Raw genomic sequence first — 19,666 nt, 5'->3', positions numbered from 1 at the left:
TCAGCCTAGTCCTCGGGGGTGGCTCGGGACTTCCGCAGAAGCACCGCCACGAGGGCGCCGAGCGCGGCCGCGACCACCAGGCCGAGCAGCACCCAGACGAACACCGGGACACCTCCATCGCCGTTCGATGTCGGCGTCGCGGTGAGTGTCTGTGTGGTCGTCGTTTCGGCGGGAGCGGCCGTCTGCGACGAGCCGCCCGCCACGGTGAACGTGTACTGCCCCGAGACCGGGTGGCCGTCGCTGGAGACCACGCGCCAGGTCACGGTCACCGGGCCGGACGCGTTGCCGGCGAGCCCCTGTGTCAGATGCGTGCCGTCCAGCGTCGGATCGACGTCGGTGAGCGAGGCTCCCGCGGCATCCGTCACCACGACCTGCGTCGCGCCGGGCTCGTCCATCAGCACGCCGCTGAACGTCATGGTGATCTGGGCGGGCAGCGTGCCGACCTCGGCGTTCACGCCCGGGTCGGCGCCGATCAGCTCATCGTGCGCCCACGCGGGGGAGGCCACGGCGATGGAGAGTCCGCCGAGCAGGAGTGCGACGAGGCCGACGAGGACCGAACGGAACGTACGAACTCTGTGTGACATCACGTCCTCGACCCTATCCGCGCCTGTTGTGCGCCGGGTCGGAGTCCTAGCATGGCGGCAGGCGAGCGTCGCGCTCGCCGTGACCGGAAGGACGGTGCGAGATGGACGCCAGGATGATGGAAGCGATGGCCGGCGAGATGTCGATGGCCGAGATGCCCGCGATGGATGCCGCGGTCATGCAGGCCTGCATGGACGCCTGTGCCGCCTGTGAGCAGGCCTGCACGGTGTGCTCGATGCAGATGATGGGCTGTGCCCCGTCGTGCATGAACTGCGCCGACATGTGCAACACCATGATGCGTGCCATGCTGCGGATGCCGGGCATGACGCCGGCGTCGATGATGGCGATGCTCGACGCCTGCATCGCGATGTGTCAGACGTGCATGGACATGTGCATGATGCACGCTGATGACAGCCCCGTGTGCGCCATGTGCGCGGACGCGTGCCGGGCCTGTATGGATGCGTGCATGGCGGTCAAAGACGCGATGATGGCGGCCGCCTGAGCGGCACCCGTCCCTCTCGACTCAGACCGCGAGCACGTTGAAGAGCCGTCCTCCGGCGTGGAGCGCGTGATAGCGCGGGTGGAACGCGACCGGCGTACCCCGTTGCACGGACGCCGCGGCCCCGGCGCCGTTCCACAGTTCGATCTCGCGCCCCTCGAGGGTGACGATCGTGAGCGTGCCGTCGGCCGCTGAGGCGACCGCGATCGCGTCGACCCATTCTCCGGGCGTTGCCGACACCAGCCGCGACTGGATCAGGTGGACGGCGTGTCCGGCCGCGAAGGAAGAGCAACCGCGGCCCGTCGCGCACATGCAGATGGCGTCCTGACGCACCGGTGCGGGCGTGAGGCGGTTCTGCGCTGCGGACACGGGGTTCCTCTCGTGGATGCCGCCCGTGGTGGCGGTGCGATCAGGCTACGTCGGGGCGAAGGCCGTCCGCGCGGACGGCGTCACACATCGACACACGCCGCTGAGTCGCACCGCTCGGCGGGATCGGGGCTGGCGCGGCGCGAAACCCGGTTCCCCGGCGGGGGTTCGCAGCCCGGGTCGATCCGTTAGGGTGAAGAGGAAGGAGGCCATGGTGGAAGAGAACGCTCGAGACGCTGGTGTCAGCGGTATCCGACGTGACGCCGGGAGTGCCGGCTCTGCCGACACCACCCAGACTTTCGGTCACGATTCCGACCTCTCCTTCGTGCCGTTCGGAACGGACCTGACGGACGTCGAGCGGGAGGCCATCGATGCGCTTCCGTCTCGCGCTGCGTTGCTGCTCGTCCGCTCCGGTCCCACGGCGGGCGCACGCTATCTGCTCGACACCGATGTCACCACGGTTGGGCGCCATCCCGAGGCCGACATCTTCTTCGACGATGTCACCGTCTCTCGTCGTCACGCAGAGATCACCCGCACCGGCGCCGTCTTCGAGCTCGTCGACCAGCGCTCTCTGAACGGCAGCTATGTCAACGGTGAACGGGTGGACCGTGCCGTGCTCATCGACGGCTCCGAGGTGCGCATCGGCAAGTTCCGCCTCAACTTCTTCGCGTCGCCGGTCGACCGCGGTCAGGTGACGAGCGGGTGAGCCCGGCTGTCTCACCCCGTGGACGCGCGTCGTCCTCGGGTTATCTCAGCATTGGTCAGGTGCTCGCACGCCTGACGCCGGAGTTCTCCGATCTCAGCGCGAGCAAGCTGCGCTACCTCGAGGTGCAGGGCATCGTCACGCCCCTGCGAACCGAGTCGGGGTACCGCAAGTTCTCGCCTCTCGACGTCGAGCGACTGCGCACCGCGCTCACGCTTCAGCGCGACCACTACATGCCCCTTGCGCGAATTCGCGAGTATCTCGACGAACAGCACGGCGGCACTGTCGCGCCGCCGGCGACGGCGTCGATCGTCACCGCCCCGCGCCGCTATCGCCGCGAGGAACTGCTGCAGACGGCAGGAGCGTCGGCGGCGCTGCTGAACGATGCCGTACGCGCCGGGCTCATCGCGGCAGCCGAGAGCTACGACGACAAGACGCTGGGTGTGCTTCGTGCGCTCGTGGCCCTCGACGGGCACGGCATCCAGCCCCGCCACGTGCGGGGCGTCCGGCAGGCAGCGGAGCGTGAGGTCGCGCTCGTCGAGAGCGCGCTGACGCCCCTGTTGCGCCGCTCGGACGCCGTGTCGCGTGCACGTGCGGGCGAGCTCGCTCCCGAGCTGCTTCGTCGCCTGGACGAAGTGCGCGCGGCGTTCGCGCACGCGGCGCTGGACCGCATCGCGCCGTGACGGCGGCGCGACACGCCGAGCGTCGGGATGCGGATGTCGTTGCCGCAGGCACTCGGCTGATCTACCGTGGAGGAAACGACGCACTGTCCACATGGAGGCGAGCATGACCGCGCACGATGCGCCTGATGAGGTCCGCTTCGCCACCGAGCTGCTGTTCACGGACGGTCTGCCGCAGATGGATGACGAGGTCGGGTACCGCGGCGCCGTCGCTGCACGCGCAGCCGGCATCACCTATCGTCAGCTCGACTATTGGGCGCGTACCGAACTCGTCCAGCCCACCGTCCGCGGCGCCAGCGGTTCGGGATCGCAGCGTCTCTACGGCTTCCGCGACATCCTCGTGCTCAAACTGGTGAAGCGGCTTCTCGATACCGGCATCTCCCTGCAGCAGATCCGCACGGCGGTCGAGCAGCTTCGTGCCGCCGGCATCCGCGATCTCGCCGGCACCACGCTGATGAGCGACGGCGCGTCCGTCTATCTCTGCACCTCGAACGACGAAGTCATCGACCTCGTCAGCAGGGGACAGGGCGTGTTCGGCATCGCCGTCGGCAAAGTGCTGCACGAGGTCGAATCGACCTTGCTCGACTTCGATCCGCAGGCTCCGGACCCCGTCGACGAACTCGCCGCTCGTCGCGCCGTCAAGTCCGCCTGAGAAGGCAACGGCGCCGCGAGCCGACGCGCTGCTTGTCGGCTCTCGTCTTCGGCGCCCGATCGACGACCGACCGCTGTGTGACGGAAAAGGTCAGGCCCGCTGCTCGCCCGCGGTGATCCGACCGGTGCGCATGACGCGGTCCAGCAGTGCGTCGAAGTCGCCGGCCAGCTCCTGAGCCGAGTCGCCCGGCCAGATGTGCAGCGGCTTCGCCGCCCCCTGCGCCTGCTGCAGCGACGTGCGCTCGGGAAGCTGTGGCGACAGGACGAGCGGACCGAACATGTCGCGCAGCTCCTTGATGCGGAACTGGTGCTCGATCGACTGCGGGCGCACGCGATTCACGACGATCCCGAGCGGCTGCAGGCGGGGAGACAGGCCACGGCGGATCTCCTCGATCGCCCGCAACGCCCTGTCGGCGGCGGCGACCGAGAACAGTCCCGGTTCGGTGACCACGATGACCCGGTCCGAAGCCGCCCATGCGGTACGCGTCAGTGCGTTGAGCGAGGGGGCGCAGTCGATGAGGACGAGGTCGTAATCGGCTTCGATGGTGGCGAGGGCCTCTTCGAGCTTCCACACGTCGCGCACACTCGGGTGCGGGCCGTCGAAGTTGATCGCCGACGGGCTGCCGATCATGACGTCGATCGTGCCCGGGTGCACCTTGGCCCAGCCGCTGGCGGTGATGGCCTGGCGGACCACCTTCTCCTTGGGATTGGCGAGCACGTCGGCCACGTTCAGCCGGCCGGCCACCTGGATGTCCATGCCCGTCGACACGTCAGATTGCGGGTCGAGGTCGACGACGAGAGTCCGCACCCCTCGGGCGAACGCCGCGGAGGCGAGGCCGAGAGTCACGGTGGTCTTGCCGACACCCCCCTTGAGCGAGGAGACGGAGAGTACGTGCACGAGGCTCTACGTTACCGTCCCCTAGGCTGTGAGGACACTCAGGCCCTCGTGAAAAGTGGGCTCGTCGGGGAATCTGCTCCCTCGGCGCGCGGGAGCCGCTCGGAGAAGAGGTCCGCATGTTCCGCAAGATCCTGGTGGCCAACCGCGGAGAGATCGCGATCCGTGCCTTTCGTGCCGCCTTCGAACTGGGTGCGCGGACGGTCGCGGTCTACCCCTACGAGGACCGCTACTCGCTGCACCGGCTGAAGGCCGACGAGGCGTACCAGATCGGCACCATCGGCCAACCTGTGCGTGCGTACCTCGACGTCGATGAGATCATCCGCGTGGCCGAGCAGGCGGGCGCCGACGCCATCTACCCCGGCTACGGCTTCCTCTCCGAGAACCCCGAGCTGGCCGCGGCCGCCGCGCGCAGCGGCATCGTCTTCATCGGCCCGCCGTCGCGCGCCCTCGAGATGGCGGGCAACAAGGTGACCGCCAAAGAGCATGCGATCGCGGCCGGGGTGCCGGTGCTGCGCTCGACGCCCGCGTCGGACGACGTCGACGCGCTCGTCGCGCGCGCGGACGAGATCGGCTTCCCGATCTTCGTGAAGGCGGTCGCCGGCGGCGGCGGGCGGGGAATGCGCCGCGTCGAAGCCGCGCCGCAGCTGGCCCCTGCGATCGCGGAGGCGATGCGCGAGGCCGATGCCGCGTTCGGCGATGCCCGCGTCTTCCTGGAACAGGCCGTGCAGCGGCCGCGTCACGTCGAGGTGCAGATCCTCGCCGACAAGACCGGCGAGACCGTGCACCTGTTCGAGCGGGACTGCTCGGTGCAGCGACGTCATCAGAAAGTCGTCGAGATCGCGCCGGCGCCCAACCTCGACCCCACCATCGCCTCGGCATTGCACGCCCACGCGATCGCGTTCGCCCGGTCGATCGGCTACGAGAACGCCGGAACGGTGGAGTTCCTCCTCGAGACGGCCGGTCCCCGCGCCGGCGAGGTCGTCTTCATCGAGATGAATCCGCGCATCCAGGTCGAGCACACCGTGACCGAGGAGGTCACCGACGTCGACCTCGTGCAATCGCAGATGCGCATCGCTGCCGGCGAGACGCTCGCCGAGCTCGGCCTGCGCCAGGACCAGATCCGCCTGCGCGGGGCGGCGCTGCAGTGCCGCATCACGACCGAGGACCCGACCCAGGGGTTCCGCCCCGACACGGGCAAGATCACCACCTACCGTTCGCCGGGCGGCGCGGGCATCCGCCTCGACGGGGGGACGACGGCCGCGGGTTCCCAGGTCAGTGCGCACTTCGACTCGCTGCTGGCCAAGCTCACGTGCCGCGGACGGGACTTCGGCGCCGCGGTCGTGCGATCGCGTCGAGCCCTCGCCGAGTTCCGCATCCGCGGGGTCTCGACCAACATCCCCTTCCTGCAGGCGGTGCTGGACGATCCCGCCTTCGTGGCCGGTGACGTCAGCACGTCGTTCATCGACGAGCGCCCCGAGCTGGTGCGCGGTCGCGCGTCGAAGGACCGCGGATCGAAGATCGTGGCGTGGCTGGCCGAGACGACCGTCAACCGTCCGCACGGGGAGATCCCCGCCGTCACCGACCCGCGCGCGAAGCTCCCGTCCGTCGATCTGTCCACGCCTCCTCCTGCCGGTTCGCGACAGCGCCTTCTCAGCCAGGGCCCGGCCGGGTTCGCGGCGCAGCTGCGCGCTCAGACGCCGCTCGCCGTCACCGAGACGACGTTCCGAGACGCACATCAGTCTCTGCTGGCCACGCGCGTGCGCACACGGGACCTGGTGACGGTCGCGCCCTACGTCGCCCGGCTCACCCCTCAGCTGCTCTCGATCGAGGCGTGGGGCGGCGCCACCTACGACGTGGCGCTCCGCTTCCTCGGCGAAGACCCTTGGGAGCGGCTGGACGCCCTCCGGGCCGCGGTGCCGAACGTGGCGATCCAGATGCTCTTGAGGGGGCGTAACACGGTGGGGTACACGCCGTATCCGACGCGCGTCACCGATGCCTTCGTCTCGGAGGCCGCGGCATCGGGCGTCGACATCTTCCGTATCTTCGATGCCCTCAACGACGTCTCCCAGATGCGGCCCGCCATCGACGCCGTGCTGCACACCGGCACCACGCTGGCGGAAGTCGCCCTCTGCTATACCGGTGATCTCCTGTCGCCGACCGAGGATCTGTACACCCTCGACTACTACCTGCGCGTGGCGGAGCAGATCGTGGATGCCGGGGCGCACGTCCTCGCCGTCAAGGACATGGCGGGGCTGCTGCGCCCCGGCGCCGCTGCGCGTCTGGTGCGGGCTCTGCGGGACCGCTTCGACGTCCCGGTCCACGTCCATACGCACGACACCGCCGGTGGTCAGCTCGCGACGCTGTTGGCCGCCGCCGCCGCGGGCGCCGACGCCGTGGATGCCGCTGCGGCGCCGATGGCGGGAACGACCAGCCAGCCCTCGCTGTCCGCGCTCGTCGCCGCCCTCGCGCACACCGAGCGCGACACCGGACTCGACCTCGGTGCCGTCTCGGAACTCGAACCGTACTGGGAGGCGATGCGCCGCCTCTACCGCCCGTTCGAGTCGGGTCTTCCCGGGCCGACGGGACGCGTCTATCGGCATGAGATCCCCGGCGGTCAACTGTCGAACCTCCGCCAGCAGGCGATCGCTCTCGGCCTGTCGGAGGACTTCGAGCTGATCGAGGACATGTACGCCGCCGCGGACGCGATCCTCGGGCGCGTCCCGAAGGTGACGCCCTCCTCGAAGGTCGTCGGCGATCTTGCTCTGTACCTCGCCGCCGTGCGCGCAGACCCCGCCGACTTCGCCGAGAACCCCGATACCTATGACATCCCCGACTCCGTCGTCGCGTTCATGGCGGGGGAGCTGGGTGAGCTTCCGGGCGGCTGGCCGGAGCCGTTTCGCACCAAGGTGCTGCGTGGTCGCGAGATCCGCGGCGGGATCACCGAGATCTCCGACGCCGATGCCGCGAACCTCGAAGCCGACAGTGCGACCCGGCGCGCCACACTGAACTTCCTGCTGTTTCCCGCCCCCACGGCGGCCTTCCGGGAGACCCGCGACACCTACGGCGATCTCAGCGTCCTCGACACCGCGGACTATCTGTACGGGCTCGCGCCCGGAACCGAGCACGTCGTCGAGATCGAGCGCGGCGTCCAGCTGTACGTGGGGTTGGAAGCGATCGGCGACGCCGACGAGCGCGGCATGCGCACCGTGATGACGACGTTGAACGGGCAGCTGCGTCCCGTCTTCGTGCGCGACCACGCCGTCGCGGTCGAGGTGCGTCAGTCGGAGAAGGCCGATGCGACCGTAGCGGGCCACGTGGCCGCCCCGTTCTCGGGTGTCGTCACCCCGAAGGCCGCGGTGGGCGATCGCGTCTCGGCGGGTCAGCCGGTGGCATCCATCGAGGCGATGAAGATGGAGGCAGCCATCACGGCGCCGATGGACGGCATCGTCGAGCGTCTCGTCATCGGCGCGGCGACCGCGGTGGAGGCCGGCGATCTTTTGCTGGTGGTCCGACCCTCCGAGTAGCCTGGAGCGGGGGCGTGAGTCGTCCCGCGAGCCATGGGGGTCGGGACCCCGCCCCGCGGCCCGGCGGTGACGCCGCGGCTGCGCCGTCCCGAGGACGACCCGAATCGGCCGGAGCCCGACGGCGCCGGCCCGGAACTGGAGTGTGTAGCCGTGCCTGACCGCAACGAGAATGCGAGCGAGGACGCCGACAACGGCGTGCTGGAGAGCGTGACCGGCGCCGAGACGACCGGGATCGGCATCGTCGAGGGAGCCACCGCGCAGATCGACGTCGCCTTGCCCGTAGCGGTCGACGATGACGACTTCGACGACGACGTCGTGCTCGACGACGAGGTCGAGATCCATGAGGGTGTCGTCGAGGAGGTGGACACCGTCGCCGCATCGGCAGTCGCCGAGGACGTCGAGGAGGTCGAGGAGGCGGTTGATGCGTCGGCGCCCGATGCGGCAACGATCGCGCTCACGTCGGCTTCCCTTGCGACCGCGGATGCCGCTCAGCACGAGCGCCTGCGGCCGCGCACATCCGAGATCACCCTGCAGTCGCGCCGACTGGGCGACTTCGAGGCGGGGCGGGAGAGCTCCGACCTGCTGACGCCGGATCGGCTGCTGGATCCCGCCCACGCGGTGCGCCCGGAGCCCGACGGCGCGTGGCAGCACCTCGTCTACACGCTGTCGGGACGTCGGATCAACCTCGGCGACAGCAAGCGCGCGCGTGCGCGCAAGGCTCTCGACCGGCGCATTGCGGCCCCGCTGCACGGCGGCGCGAAGTTCGTCCCCGTGCTCTCACGAAAGGGCGGCGTCGGAAAGACCACGATCACGACCCTGCTGGGCATGGCGCTCGCCGATGCCCGTGAGGACCGGGTGATCGCCGTCGACGCGAACCCCGACCGCGGCACCCTCGCCGAGCGCATCGGGCGCTCGAGCGGCAAGACGGTTCGCGATCTGGTGCGAGCCCACGCCGACGTCCAGGGGTTCAACGACATCTCCGAGATCGTCGCCCGCGATCACACTCGGCTCGACATCATCGCTTCCGACACCGATCCGCATGTGTCCGAGGCCTTCAACGACAGCGACTACGACGCGGTCGCCGATGTCGCCGCACACTTCTATTCGCTCGTGCTCACCGACACCGGCACCGGCATCGTCCATTCCGTCATGGGGGCGACCCTCGAGCGTGCCGACCAGCTGATCGTCGTTGCCGGTCTGAGCGTGGACGAGGCGAGACTGGCCTCGGAGACGTTGACCTGGCTGGAGAGCAACGGCTACGCCGATCTCGTGCGCTCCGCCGTGGTCGTGCTGAACACGGCACGTCCAGGCGCTGCACTCGTGCGGGCGGGTGAGCTCCAGTCCCACTTCCAGACACGGGTCGGGCACGTGGTCCGCGTGCCCTACGACGCGCACATCGCATCGGGCAGCGCGATCGTCTTCCGTGACTTGCAGCCCGAGACGCGTGAGGCTGCGCGCGAGCTGGCCGCCATCGTCGTCGAAAGCCTGCGTCAGCGGGTCGCCGCCTGATGGCCGTCCGCCCGATCCGCCTGTTCGGAGACCCCGTCCTGCGCGCTCCCAGCGCGTCCATCGACGTGATCGACGACGGCATCCGGTCGCTCGTGCAGGACCTGCTCGACACGGTCGAATTGCCCGGCCGTGCGGGAGTGGCGGCGCCGCAGATCGGTGTCGGTCTCCGCGCCTTCAGCTACAACATCGACGGAGACATCGGGTACGTGTTGAACCCGGTGCTGACCGAGGTGTCGGGTGAGCCGGCGCTGGTCGGTGAGGGATGCCTGTCGGTGCCCGATCTCTGGCACGAGACCCTGCGCTATCCCTGGGCTCGCGTGGTCGGCATCGATCTCGACGGCGACGAACTCGTGCTCGAGGGGGAGGGACTCATGGCGCAGGCGCTGCAGCATGAGACCGACCACCTCGACGGCATGCTCTACATCTCGCGGCTCAGCCCCGATGAGCGCAAGATCGCGATGCGTCGCATCCGCGAGTCCTCCTGGTTCTGACCTCGGGAGATGCGACGACGGGGCGGTCCATCCGGGCCGCCCCGTCGTCGCATCTCGAGATCAGCCCAGCGACACGTTGGTCGTCGTCACCGGCACGGTGTAGATCTCCTCGATCTCGTTCGCGAAGTCGTTCAGGATGACATTGCGCTTGATGCTCATCTTGGGCGTGAGATGTCCGCTCGCCTCGGTCCATTCGCTGTCGAGGATCGTGAACTTGCGGATGGACTCGGCGCGCGAAACGTTCTTGTTCGCGATGTCCACCGCACGCTGCACCTCGGCCCGCACCTGCGGGTTCTTCGCGGCATCCGAGAGGGACATGTCCGCCGGGAGGCCGTTGTTCGCGAGCCAGGCGGGGAGCATCTCGGGGTCGAGGGTGATCAGCGCCGAGATGAACGGCTTCTGGTCGCCCACGACGACCACCTGACCGACGATCGGGTTCGCTCGAATCGGGTCCTCCAGTGCCGCGGGAGCGACGTTCTTGCCGCCGGCGGTGACGATGATCTCCTTCTTGCGTCCGGTGATCGTGAGGAAGCCGTCGGTGTCGAACGCGCCGATGTCACCGGTCTTGAACCAGCCGTCGTCGAACGCGGCGGCCGTGGCATCGGGGTTGCGCCAGTACTCCTTGAAGACGTTGACGCCCCGCACCTCGACCTCGCCGTCGTCGGCCAGACGCACGCCGACGCCGGGGAGCACCGGCCCCACCGTGCCGATCTTGGACTTCGTCGCGAGGTTGACGGTGGCCGGCGCCGTCGTCTCGGTGAGTCCGTAGCCTTCGAGGATGGTCACGCCGAGGCTGTGGAAGAAGTGGCCGAGACGGGGGCCCAGGGGAGCGGACCCCGAGACGGCATGGGTGACGCGTCCACCCATGGCTTCGCGGAGCTTGCCGTAGACGAGCTTGTCGAACAGGGCGAACTTCACCTTCGTGCCCAGCGGGATCTTCTTGCCTTCCTGGAGCAGTCGGGAGTGCTCGATCGCCGTGTGGGCCGCGGCGCGGAAGATCTTTCCCTTGCCGCCGGCCTCCGCCTTCTGCTCCGCCGAGTTGTAGACCTTCTCGAACACGCGGGGTACGGCCAGCAGGAAGGTGGGCTTGAAGGAGCCGAGGGCCGGCAGCAGCTGCTTGGTGTCGGGCTGATGCCCGGTCTTCACGCCGGCGTGCACGTCGAGGATCGAGATGAAGCGGGCGAAGACGTGCGCGGTCGTGATGAACAGCAGTGTCGATGCGCCGCCAGGGGTGTTCATGACCTCGGCCAACGCCTTGGCGGCGTTGCGAGAGAGTTCGACGAAGTTGCTGTGGGTCAGGACACAGCCCTTGGGGCGTCCCGTGGATCCCGAGGTGTAGATGAGCGTGGCGATGTCCGAGCCGACGGCGATGCGGCGACGACGCTCGATCTCGGCATCTTCGACGGTGCCGCCGCCCGCGCGGAGCGTGTCGAGGTCGCCGGCCTCCATCGACCAGACGTCGCGGACGAGCGGCACCTCGGAACGGATCTCCGCGATGCGGGCCGCGTGCTCGGCCGATTCGCCGAGCACCGCGACGGCGCCCGAGTCGGACAGGATCCAGCTGATCTGCGCCGCCGAGCTCGTCTCGTAGATGGGCACCATGACGGCGCCGGCGAAGAAGAGGGCGAAGTCCACGAGCGTCCACTCATACGTGGTGCGGGCGATGAAGCCCACCTTGTCGCCCGGGGCGATGCCAGCGGCGGCGAAGCCCTTCGCGAGCGCGATCACCTCTCGTTCGAACTCGGCGGCGGTGATGTCTCGCCAGCCGTCACCATCGGGGACGGCGAACAGGGCCAGGGACGGTGTCGCCTTGACGCGTTCGACGAGCAGATCGGCGATGTTGGCCTGCGGTTCGGCGGGAACGACGGCGGGAACTTCGAACTGTACGGCGCTCATGGGCGGCAACTCCTTCGGTACCGGGTGGCGTCGGCGATCGACGGCTGGAATCGAGTCTAACTCCTGGTGGAACTCAGTCCCACAGAAGACAGCGTCGCCCGAAAAGCACGGCCTGCCCCGACCGTGGGTCTGTCCTGTCCACACTAGACTCTCGGATGCCGTGCCGCCCGGGCCGGCCGGAAGGGAGCGCCGTGCTCAACGTCGGCATCGACATCGGGGGGACGAAGATCGCCGGAGGTGTCGTCGACGACACGGGTGCGATCATCGAGCGCGCCCGCGTCGCCACGCCGGTGGACACCGGCGAGCTCGCCGACGCCGTCGCCGCGATGGTGCACGAGCTGGCCTCGCGTCACGAGGTCGCGGCGGTCGGTGTCGCTGCGGCGGGCTACATCGACCGCAGTCGGTCGGTGATGCTGCTCTCGCCCAACATCGACTGGCACGACGAGCCGTTGCGTGCGCAGTTCGAAGCACGCATCGGCCGTCCCGTCACGCTGGAGAACGACGCGAACGCCGCGGGGTGGGGCGAGTATCGCTTCGGAGCGGGTCAGGGATCCACCGACATGGTGATGGTGACCCTCGGCACGGGCGTGGGCGGCGCCGTCATCAACGACGGACGTCTCCTCATCGGTGCCAACGGCAGCGCGGCGGAGCTCGGTCACCTGCGGTTCGTCCGCGGTGGTCGCCCGTGCGGCTGCGGACAGAACGGCTGTCTCGAGCAGTACGCGTCGGGGCGCGCCCTGCAGCGCGAGCTGGGTGACATCGCCGAGGCCGGGGGCATCGGCGAGCGTCTGGCCGCGCACCGCGATGCGGACGGCATCGTCCACGGGCCCGACCTGGCGCGCCTCCTCGCCGAGGACGACGCTGGTGCCGTCGAGGCCGTGCGCCGCGTGGCCACCGCGCTCGGAGAGGCCTGCGGAGCCTTTCAGGCGGTTCTCGACCCCGACCTCTACGTCATCGGCGGCGGCGTCGCCGACCTCGGCGAGGTTCTGCTGGAGCCCACGCGGCTGGCGTACGAGACCTCTCTGCCCGGCTTCGGCAATCGACCGACCGCGCGCTTCGTCACGGCGACACTCGGCAACGATGCGGGGATGGTGGGCGTCGCCGATCTCGCCGGGCTGCGCAGCCAGTGAGCCGTCGGGATATCCTCGTCGCATCGTGGACACGGACAGACGTCACAGAGAGGTGAGTCCCGCCTGATGTTCTACTGGGTCATGAAGTACATCGTGATCGGGCCGATCGTCAAAGCGATCTTCCGACCGTGGATCGTCGGGCGGACGAACGTCCCGTCGTCGGGAGCCGCCATCCTCGCGAGCAACCATCTCTCCGTCAGCGATTCGATCTTCCTGCCCCTCATGATCGACCGGCCGATGAGCTTCCTCGCCAAGAGCGACTACTTCACCGGCACGGGACTCAAAGGCTGGGCGACGCGGATGTTCATGAAGGCGACGGGCCAGATTCCCGTCGATCGCACCGGAGGCAAGGCGTCGGAGGCATCGCTGAACACCGGACTGCAGGTGCTCGGTCGGGGCGACCTGCTGGGCATCTACCCGGAGGGCACCCGCAGCCCGGACGGCAAGCTCTACCGCGGACGCACCGGGCTCGCGCGCATGGCGCTGGAAGCACGGGTGCCGGTCATCCCCGTCGTCATGGTCGACACCGACGCCGTCATGCCGATCGGCCGCACCATCCCGCGCGTCGGCCGGGTGGGCATGGTGATCGGAGAACCGCTCGACTTCTCACGATTCCAGGGCATGGAATCCGATCGGTACGTCCTGCGCTCCGTCACCGATGAGATCATGGTGGCGCTGCAGCGGCTGGGGGAGCAGCAGTACGACGACGTCTACGCGTCCACGGTGAAGGAGCGCGCAGCGCGCGCGTGAGCCGTCGTCATGCGGCATCCGCGCCGTCCGGGTCGCCACTAGACTGAGCGGATGCCCACCCTGCACGCCGATCTCGATCACTGGCGCACGCTCCCGATCAAGCAGCAGCCCTCTTGGACCGACCTGGATGCCGTCGCCGCGGTGTCGGCGGAGCTGGCCACACTGCCGCCGCTGGTCTTCGCCGGCGAGGTCGACAACCTCCGCGACCGCCTCGCGCGCGCGGCATCCGGCCAGGCGTTCCTTCTGCAGGGCGGTGACTGCGCCGAGACCTTCGCCGGCGCGACCGCGGAGCAGATCCGCAACCGCATCAAGACGGTGCTGCAGATGGCCGTCGTTCTGACCTACGGTGCCTCGATGCCCGTCGTGAAGATGGGGCGGATGGCCGGCCAGTTCGCCAAGCCCCGCTCGAGCGACACGGAGACCCGTGGCGACGTCACCCTGCCCGCGTACCGGGGCGACATCGTGAACGGCTACGACTTCACCGAAGCCTCCCGCACCGCAGACCCGCAGCGCCTGCTGAAGGGGTACCACACGGCGGCATCGACCATCAACCTCATCCGCGCGTTCACGCAGGGCGGATTCGCCGACCTTCGTGAGGTGCACAGCTGGAACAAGGGCTTCGCGCAGAACCCGGCCAACCAGCAGTACGAGCGTCTCGCAACCGAGATCGACCGAGCGATCAAGTTCATGGAGGCGGCGGGCGCCGACTTCGACGAGCTGCGCCGCGTCGAGTTCTACACGGGGCACGAGGGTCTGCTGATGGACTACGAGCGCCCCATGACCCGCATCGACTCGCGCACCAGCACGCCGTACAACACCTCGGCGCACTTCCTGTGGATCGGTGAGCGCACGCGCGAGCTGGACGGCGCCCACGTCGACTACTTCTCGAAGATCCGCAACCCCATCGGCGTGAAGCTCGGCCCGTCGACGTCACCGCAGACGGCGCTCGAGCTCATCGACAAGCTCGATCCCGAGCGCGAGCCGGGCCGGCTGACCTTCATCACGCGCATGGGTGCCGGCAAGATCCGCGATGCCCTTCCGCCGCTGCTCGAGGCCGTCCGCGATTCCGGTGCGACACCGCTGTGGGTCACCGACCCCATGCACGGCAACGGCATCACGACCCCGACCGGCTACAAGACGCGTCGCTTCGACGATGTCGTCGACGAGGTGCGCGGCTTCTTTGAGGCACACCGTGCGGTCGGAACGTTCCCGGGCGGCATCCACGTCGAGCTCACGGGTGACGACGTCACCGAGTGCCTCGGCGGGTCGGAGCACATCGACGAGGCCACTCTCGCGACGCGCTACGAGAGCCTGTGCGACCCGCGCCTGAACCACATGCAGAGCCTCGAGCTCGCCTTCCTCGTCGCCGAGGAGCTCGAGAAGCGCTGATCCGCGCCCGCGCGGCGTGCGCGTCCGGCTCAGCCGGTGGAGCGGACCGTGATCTTGGTCCCGGGGAGCTGCATGGTGCCGGCGGCGGGGCTCGTGCTCGACACGGTAAAGATTCCCCAGACGATCTCGGGGAGGGCGGTGCCCGGTTCGAATCCCGCCTGCTTCAGCTGGTCCATGGCCTGCGCGACCGTCTTGCCGGTGACGTCGGGGACGGCGATCGGCTGCGGTCCCTTCGAGACGACCAGGGTGACGGTGTCGCCCGGTCGGAACGGCGCGCCGCCGTCCTTGTCCGCGATCCGGATCACACGGCCCTCGGCGACCTCGTCGTCGTAGGCCTGCGTCGTCGTCGCGCCCAGCCCCACGGCCTTCAGCGCCGACGTGGCGGCGTCGACCGTTTGGCCCGAGACGTCGGGCACCGGCCCCGCAGAGGTCTCGAAAGCGACGCTCGAGCCCTCCAGTGCCGTGCAGCCCTTCGAGCAGTCCACCGCGGCGCCGCCGCCGGGCGGGGTGATCGATGCGCTCACCACGGTGCCTGCGGCGGAATCGGTGAAGATCTGGGTCGGATCTCCCGACGGGGTGATGTAGAAGGTGCCGAGCGCGGCGGTGGCCGCATCCACGCTCTGTCCCGCCAGGGCGGGGATGTCGTGGGATGCCGGGCCCAGCGAGACCACGACGATCACGGCGCTGTTCTTGTCGACGCGGGAGCCGGCGCCGGGGTCGGTGCGGATGACGAGATCGACGGGCACGTCGCGGCTGTGATCCTGCGCCGGCGTTGCGGTCAGCCCCTCAGCAGCGAGGGTGGCCGTCGCGGCGTCCAGAGTGCTCCCCGCCACGTCGGGAACGCCGACCTGCGAACCGGGTCCGGATCCGAACCACCAACCCGTGCCGCCCGCGAGCACGGCGAGCAGCAGCACGAGCACGACCAGCCATCCGCCGCGTCGCGCTCGGCGGCGGCTGCGCAGTCGCAGTCGCGTGGAGTTGTCCACCGTCTCGGTGACCGTCGGGGCCGTGAAGGTCCCCGGCATCACCTTGGTGAGCTCGCCCGAGTCGACTCCGTCATCGACCGCGACCACGCCGGCGGTCGGCGTTCGGACCACGTGAGGGTAGACGCCGAGTTCCTTCTCGATCTCGCGCAGGCGGTCGAGCATCGCGCGCGCGTCGACCGGACGTTCGTCGGGATTGCGCTCGGTCGCCCACATCACGAGTTCGTCGAACTGCTCCGGGACGCCGGGGTTGCGCGCGCTCGGGCGCGGGACGGAGTCGGTCGCGTGCTGATAGGCGATCTGCATCGGCTGCTCGCCCTTATAGGGCTGCTCGCCGACGAGCATCTCGTAGAGCATGATGCCGAGGGCGTAGATGTCACTGCGGGCGTCGGCGGTTCCGCGGGTGACGAGCTCGGGCGCGAGGTAGGCGATCGTTCCCAGGAGCATCTGTCCGGTGGCCGTGTTCGCATTGGTCGCGCGCGCGAGGCCGAAGTCGCCGATCTTGATCCGCCCGTCCTCGGCGAGCAGGACGTTCTCGGGCTTCACGTCGCGGTGGACGATGCCCGCGCGGTGCGCGACCGCGAGGCCGGACAGGACGGCATCCATGATCGTGATCGTCTGAGGGATGCTGAGGCGCTTCTGCTCTCGCAACAGCTCGCGCATGGTGATGCCGGGAAGGTACTCCATCACCAGGTACGCCATCTCGCCGTCCTGGCCCTGGTCGAAGACGTTGACCACATGGGGATCGGCGAGACGGGCCGCCGCCCGCGCCTCCTGGATGAAACGGCTCTGGAAGACCGTGTCATCGGAGAGATGGCTGTGCATCACCTTCAGGGCGACGCGGCGCTCGAGGCGCAGATCAGTCGCGACGTACACCGTCGCCATCCCCCCGCGAGCGATGCGAGCCCGGACGCGGTACCGTCCGTCGACCAGACGGCCGATCAGCGGGTCGGTCTGCTGGCTCGTGCTCACCCTGTGATTCTAGGGAGCCGGAACGCTCCGGTCCGGGAGCGGCTCACCCCTCACGGCATGTGCGCAGGCAAAGCCGCGGCGCGCGGGCGCTCAGCCGAGTGCCGCGAGCCACGCGTAGGCGGTCTGCTCCCACGGCCCGTAGCGCTCCGGATACGCCGAGACCTGCACGGCCTGGGCGGCGGCGCCGAAGTCCATCGACTCCCACCCGGGCACATCCAGCAGTCCGCGTGTGATGAGACCGTCGGGGCCCGAAACCCCTTCGAAGAACGCGGTGGTCGAGAGCACGGGGTCGCGCACCTGGTCGGGACTTCCCCATCCGGTGCTGGGTCGCTGCTGGAAGAGCCCCAGCGAGTCACGGTCGCCCCAGTCGACGTTGCGGATCCACGACTCGACCATCGCCGTGGCCAGAGCGATCGCGATGCCGCGGTCGGGGACGCCCAGTTCGCGCCCGACCCGGATGATCGTCCGCGCGTTCTCGATCTGCTCCGCATCGAGATCGGTGGCCGGCGCCGCCGTGGGCACGGGCGTCTCGACCGCGGCGGGGGTCGCTCGGAGCACGGCATCCGCGCCGGGGATCGTGAGCGTCTGTCCGGGGTAGATGATGGCGTCCCGTCCCAGCCCGTTGGCCTGCAGGAGCGCGTCGAGGCTCACGCCGTGCGCGTCGGCGATGGCCCAGAGGGTGTCGCCCGCGCTCACTCCGTATGCCGCCGGCGTGAAGGCCGCGGTCGCCGCCGGCGCGGAAGACTCTGCGGTGCGCGCGCCGCCGCCGGGAAGAACCAGCACCTGACCGGGGTGGATCAGCGTGCTGGCCTCGAGGCCGTTCGCCGCCCGCAGGGCGGACAGCTCGATTCCGACCCGTCGGGAGATATCCCACAGCGTTTCGCCGCTCTCCACGGTGTAGGTAGCCGGTGCGGCCGCCTGCCGGGCGGTAGTGAGGGGCGTCGGCGCGTCGATGCGCGTCTGATCGCGGGTCGTCGGGCGCGGATCGGCTGTCGCCGCCGAGGCGGGGGAGACGCTCAGCGTCAACGCCAGTGTGCCGATCGTGCCGATCACGCCGGTCGTGGCGACGCGCGCGGTGCCCGGGCGGGGGTCGAGTCGTGACAACGTTCTTCTCCTTCTGCGCACCCGATTCGTACCGTCGCCACCGTGTCATGGAAGTAAATTCATGTCAACGGGTGCTATAAGAAGTGACTGCTGTGACAGAAGTGAGAATCGTGTCGATGGCGATGAACGCACCAATGGTGCGCTCGCGAGATGCGATAGTGGAAGGGTGACCGACGACATCGTCCCCGCGTCCACCCGCTGGCTCACTCTCCCCGACCTGGTCGAGGTTCTCGACGAACCGCTCGGCCGCGTGCGTCGACTGCTCGACGACAAGCACCTGATCGGCTCGCGCCGCGGCGGCGCGTTCGCGGTGCCGGAGATCTTCATCGTCGACGGGCACCCGCTCTCGTCGCTGCGCGGCACGATCATCGTGCTGCAGGATGCCGGGTTCACCGACGACGAGGCCATCGACTGGCTGCTGAGCGAGGAGGACTCCATCGGCCAGGCGCCGATCTCGGCACTCCGGCAGGGGCGCAAGAGCGAGGTCCGCCGCGTCGCGCAGACGCTCGCTTGACGCTGACGCGTCTCACGCCGTGCGGCTGATCGATGCCTCCGCGAGTTCGCGCAGCTCGTCCACCGCTGACGGAGACAGTCGGGCATCGTGCAGCGCCCGCTCCGCTTCGGCGGCGTAAGCGCTGATCGCGGATTCGACCCGCTGCAGCGCATCGGTGGCGACGATGGTCTCCTGGATCTGAGCGATCTGCTCCGCCGTGAGTGCGGAGTCGCCGATGAGTTTGTCGAGCGCGGCACGCGCGTCGCCGGTCAGTCCCTCTCGGGTGTAGGCGACGAGGAGCGTGCGCTTGCCCTCACGCAGATCGTCACCCGACGGCTTCCCGGTGACAGCACTGTCGCCGAACACGCCGAGCACATCGTCGCGTAGCTGGAACGCGAGTCCCAGCGGGTGTCCGAAGGCGGCCAGAGCCGCCGACTGGGCGGCGTCGGCGCCGGCGAGCGCCGCGCCCAGGAGGAGGGGATGCTGGATGCTGTAGCGCGCGGACTTCAGCGAGGCGACGCGGAGGGCGCGCTCGGCATGTTCCTCGTCGGGAGCCGTCGTGAACGCCGCCTCCTCGGCGATGTCCAAGAACTGCCCGACGGTGACCTCACGGCGCATGAGCGCGTAGACCTCCCGCGCGGATGCCGCGTGTGACGCGTGCGCGAGTCCCTGCTCGAGCAGATCGTCGCTCCAGGCGACGAGGAGGTCGCCGAGCAGGATCGCGGCGGACCGCCCGAACGCCGAGCCGTCGCCCGCCCAACCGGACTCCGCGTGCGCCGCCTCCAGCGCACGGTGCGCGGCGGGTTGTCCGCGCCGGGTGTCTGAGTTGTCGATGATGTCGTCGTGCACGAGCGCGGCGGCGTGGAACACCTCGAGCGCGGCGGCGGCATCGAGCACGGCGTCCGGGATCTCCTTCGCGTCCCCGCCGGCGTTCGCGACCGCGCGCCAGCCTGTGACGCAGAAGCGTGCCCGCAGTCGTTTTCCGCCGGACAGGGTGTGGGTCGCGGCATCCAGGAACACCTGCGCCTCCGGGCCGGCGGCGGCCC

Annotated in this window: 18 protein-coding genes; 11 read left to right on the top strand and 7 right to left on the bottom strand. The window is 69.4% G+C overall.

The window, feature by feature from the left end:
* Window positions 1-5: 5 nt before the first annotated feature.
* On the bottom strand, window positions 6-584 hold the full coding sequence (locus AS96_RS05400) for a copper resistance CopC family protein (RefSeq protein ID WP_036286528.1): 579 nt from the start codon (window positions 582-584) through the stop codon (window positions 6-8).
* Window positions 585-685: 101 nt separating this feature from the next.
* Between AS96_RS05400 and AS96_RS05395 the strand changes: the two genes are divergently transcribed.
* Window positions 686-1,084, top strand: a complete 399-nt coding sequence (locus AS96_RS05395; RefSeq protein WP_036286526.1) for a hypothetical protein — start codon at window positions 686-688, stop codon at window positions 1,082-1,084.
* Window positions 1,085-1,105: 21 nt separating this feature from the next.
* On the opposite strand, the gene AS96_RS05390 is transcribed toward AS96_RS05395, so the two are convergent.
* On the bottom strand, window positions 1,106-1,450 hold the full coding sequence (locus AS96_RS05390; protein WP_036286519.1) for a hypothetical protein: 345 nt from the start codon (window positions 1,448-1,450) through the stop codon (window positions 1,106-1,108).
* A 208-nt stretch (window positions 1,451-1,658) separates the two neighbouring features.
* Between AS96_RS05390 and AS96_RS05385 the strand changes: the two genes are divergently transcribed.
* The 3 genes from AS96_RS05385 to AS96_RS05375 all read left to right on the top strand — a co-directional run bounded on the left by AS96_RS05385 (window position 1,659) and on the right by AS96_RS05375 (window position 3,482).
* Complete coding sequence (locus AS96_RS05385; RefSeq protein WP_197017263.1) at window positions 1,659-2,153, top strand: FHA domain-containing protein; 495 nt, start codon at window positions 1,659-1,661, stop codon at window positions 2,151-2,153.
* Window positions 2,150-2,833, top strand: coding sequence for a transcriptional regulator FtsR (ftsR, locus tag AS96_RS05380; RefSeq protein ID WP_036286517.1), 684 nt, complete (start codon window positions 2,150-2,152; stop codon window positions 2,831-2,833). Before AS96_RS05385 ends, ftsR begins: the two co-directional genes overlap by 4 nt.
* Window positions 2,834-2,936: 103 nt before the next feature.
* Window positions 2,937-3,482 carry a MerR family transcriptional regulator gene (locus tag AS96_RS05375; protein ID WP_036286573.1) on the top strand — a complete coding sequence of 182 codons (546 nt, stop codon included), beginning with the start codon at window positions 2,937-2,939 and terminating at the stop codon, window positions 3,480-3,482.
* A gap of 90 nt (window positions 3,483-3,572) precedes the next feature.
* Here AS96_RS05375 and AS96_RS05370 read toward each other — a convergent pair whose 3' ends face one another.
* Entirely contained in the window at window positions 3,573-4,379 is an 807-nt protein-coding gene (locus AS96_RS05370) for a ParA family protein (RefSeq protein ID WP_036286515.1), read from the bottom strand.
* A 116-nt stretch (window positions 4,380-4,495) separates the two neighbouring features.
* On the opposite strand from AS96_RS05370, the gene AS96_RS05365 reads away from it, so the two are divergent.
* The 3 genes from AS96_RS05365 to AS96_RS05355 are packed head-to-tail and all read left to right on the top strand — an operon-like array spanning window position 4,496 to window position 9,903.
* Entirely contained in the window at window positions 4,496-7,903 is a 3,408-nt protein-coding gene (locus tag AS96_RS05365; RefSeq protein ID WP_036286513.1) for a pyruvate carboxylase, read from the top strand.
* 33 nt (window positions 7,904-7,936) lie between these two features.
* The gene (locus AS96_RS05360; RefSeq protein WP_197017262.1) at window positions 7,937-9,412 is read left to right on the top strand and encodes a MinD/ParA family ATP-binding protein; all 1,476 of its coding nucleotides are present in this window, start codon (window positions 7,937-7,939) and stop codon (window positions 9,410-9,412) included.
* The gene (locus AS96_RS05355; protein ID WP_036286501.1) at window positions 9,412-9,903 is read left to right on the top strand and encodes a peptide deformylase; all 492 of its coding nucleotides are present in this window, start codon (window positions 9,412-9,414) and stop codon (window positions 9,901-9,903) included. Before AS96_RS05360 ends, AS96_RS05355 begins: the two co-directional genes overlap by 1 nt.
* Window positions 9,904-9,963: 60 nt before the next feature.
* Here AS96_RS05355 and AS96_RS05350 read toward each other — a convergent pair whose 3' ends face one another.
* A complete protein-coding gene (locus AS96_RS05350; protein WP_036286499.1) occupies window positions 9,964-11,799 on the bottom strand; it encodes an AMP-dependent synthetase/ligase in 1,836 nt (611 codons plus the stop codon).
* A gap of 191 nt (window positions 11,800-11,990) precedes the next feature.
* Here AS96_RS05350 and AS96_RS05345 point away from each other — a divergent pair, with 191 nt between their 5' ends.
* From AS96_RS05345 to AS96_RS05335, 3 genes are all read left to right on the top strand, one after another.
* Window positions 11,991-12,929, top strand: a complete 939-nt coding sequence (locus tag AS96_RS05345) for an ROK family glucokinase (RefSeq protein ID WP_036286497.1) — start codon at window positions 11,991-11,993, stop codon at window positions 12,927-12,929.
* Between the two features lie 66 nt (window positions 12,930-12,995).
* Window positions 12,996-13,679 carry a lysophospholipid acyltransferase family protein gene (locus tag AS96_RS05340; protein WP_005049096.1) on the top strand — a complete coding sequence of 228 codons (684 nt, stop codon included), beginning with the start codon at window positions 12,996-12,998 and terminating at the stop codon, window positions 13,677-13,679.
* Between the two features lie 51 nt (window positions 13,680-13,730).
* On the top strand, window positions 13,731-15,068 hold the full coding sequence (locus AS96_RS05335; RefSeq protein ID WP_036286495.1) for a class II 3-deoxy-7-phosphoheptulonate synthase: 1,338 nt from the start codon (window positions 13,731-13,733) through the stop codon (window positions 15,066-15,068).
* A gap of 29 nt (window positions 15,069-15,097) precedes the next feature.
* Here the strand turns inward: AS96_RS05335 and pknB are convergent, their stop codons facing one another.
* A complete protein-coding gene (pknB, locus tag AS96_RS05330; RefSeq protein ID WP_036286493.1) occupies window positions 15,098-17,023 on the bottom strand; it encodes a Stk1 family PASTA domain-containing Ser/Thr kinase in 1,926 nt (641 codons plus the stop codon).
* A 90-nt stretch (window positions 17,024-17,113) separates the two neighbouring features.
* Window positions 17,114-18,127, bottom strand: coding sequence for a LysM peptidoglycan-binding domain-containing protein (locus tag AS96_RS05325; RefSeq protein ID WP_036286490.1), 1,014 nt, complete (start codon window positions 18,125-18,127; stop codon window positions 17,114-17,116).
* Between the two features lie 166 nt (window positions 18,128-18,293).
* Here AS96_RS05325 and AS96_RS05320 point away from each other — a divergent pair, with 166 nt between their 5' ends.
* On the top strand, window positions 18,294-18,641 hold the full coding sequence (locus AS96_RS05320) for an Rv2175c family DNA-binding protein (protein ID WP_005049107.1): 348 nt from the start codon (window positions 18,294-18,296) through the stop codon (window positions 18,639-18,641).
* Between the two features lie 12 nt (window positions 18,642-18,653).
* On the opposite strand, the gene AS96_RS05315 is transcribed toward AS96_RS05320, so the two are convergent.
* Window positions 18,654-19,666, bottom strand: a 1,013-nt coding sequence (locus AS96_RS05315) for a polyprenyl synthetase family protein (RefSeq protein WP_036286487.1), incomplete at its 5' end; no start/stop codon positions are given.

Origin of the sequence: Microbacterium sp. MRS-1, from assembly GCF_000585455.1 — a bacterium.
GTDB classification, from domain to species: domain Bacteria; phylum Actinomycetota; class Actinomycetes; order Actinomycetales; family Microbacteriaceae; genus Microbacterium; species Microbacterium laevaniformans.
The sequence above is the reverse complement of the archived record's forward strand: the minus strand, read 5'-3'. Positions and strand labels throughout refer to the sequence as shown.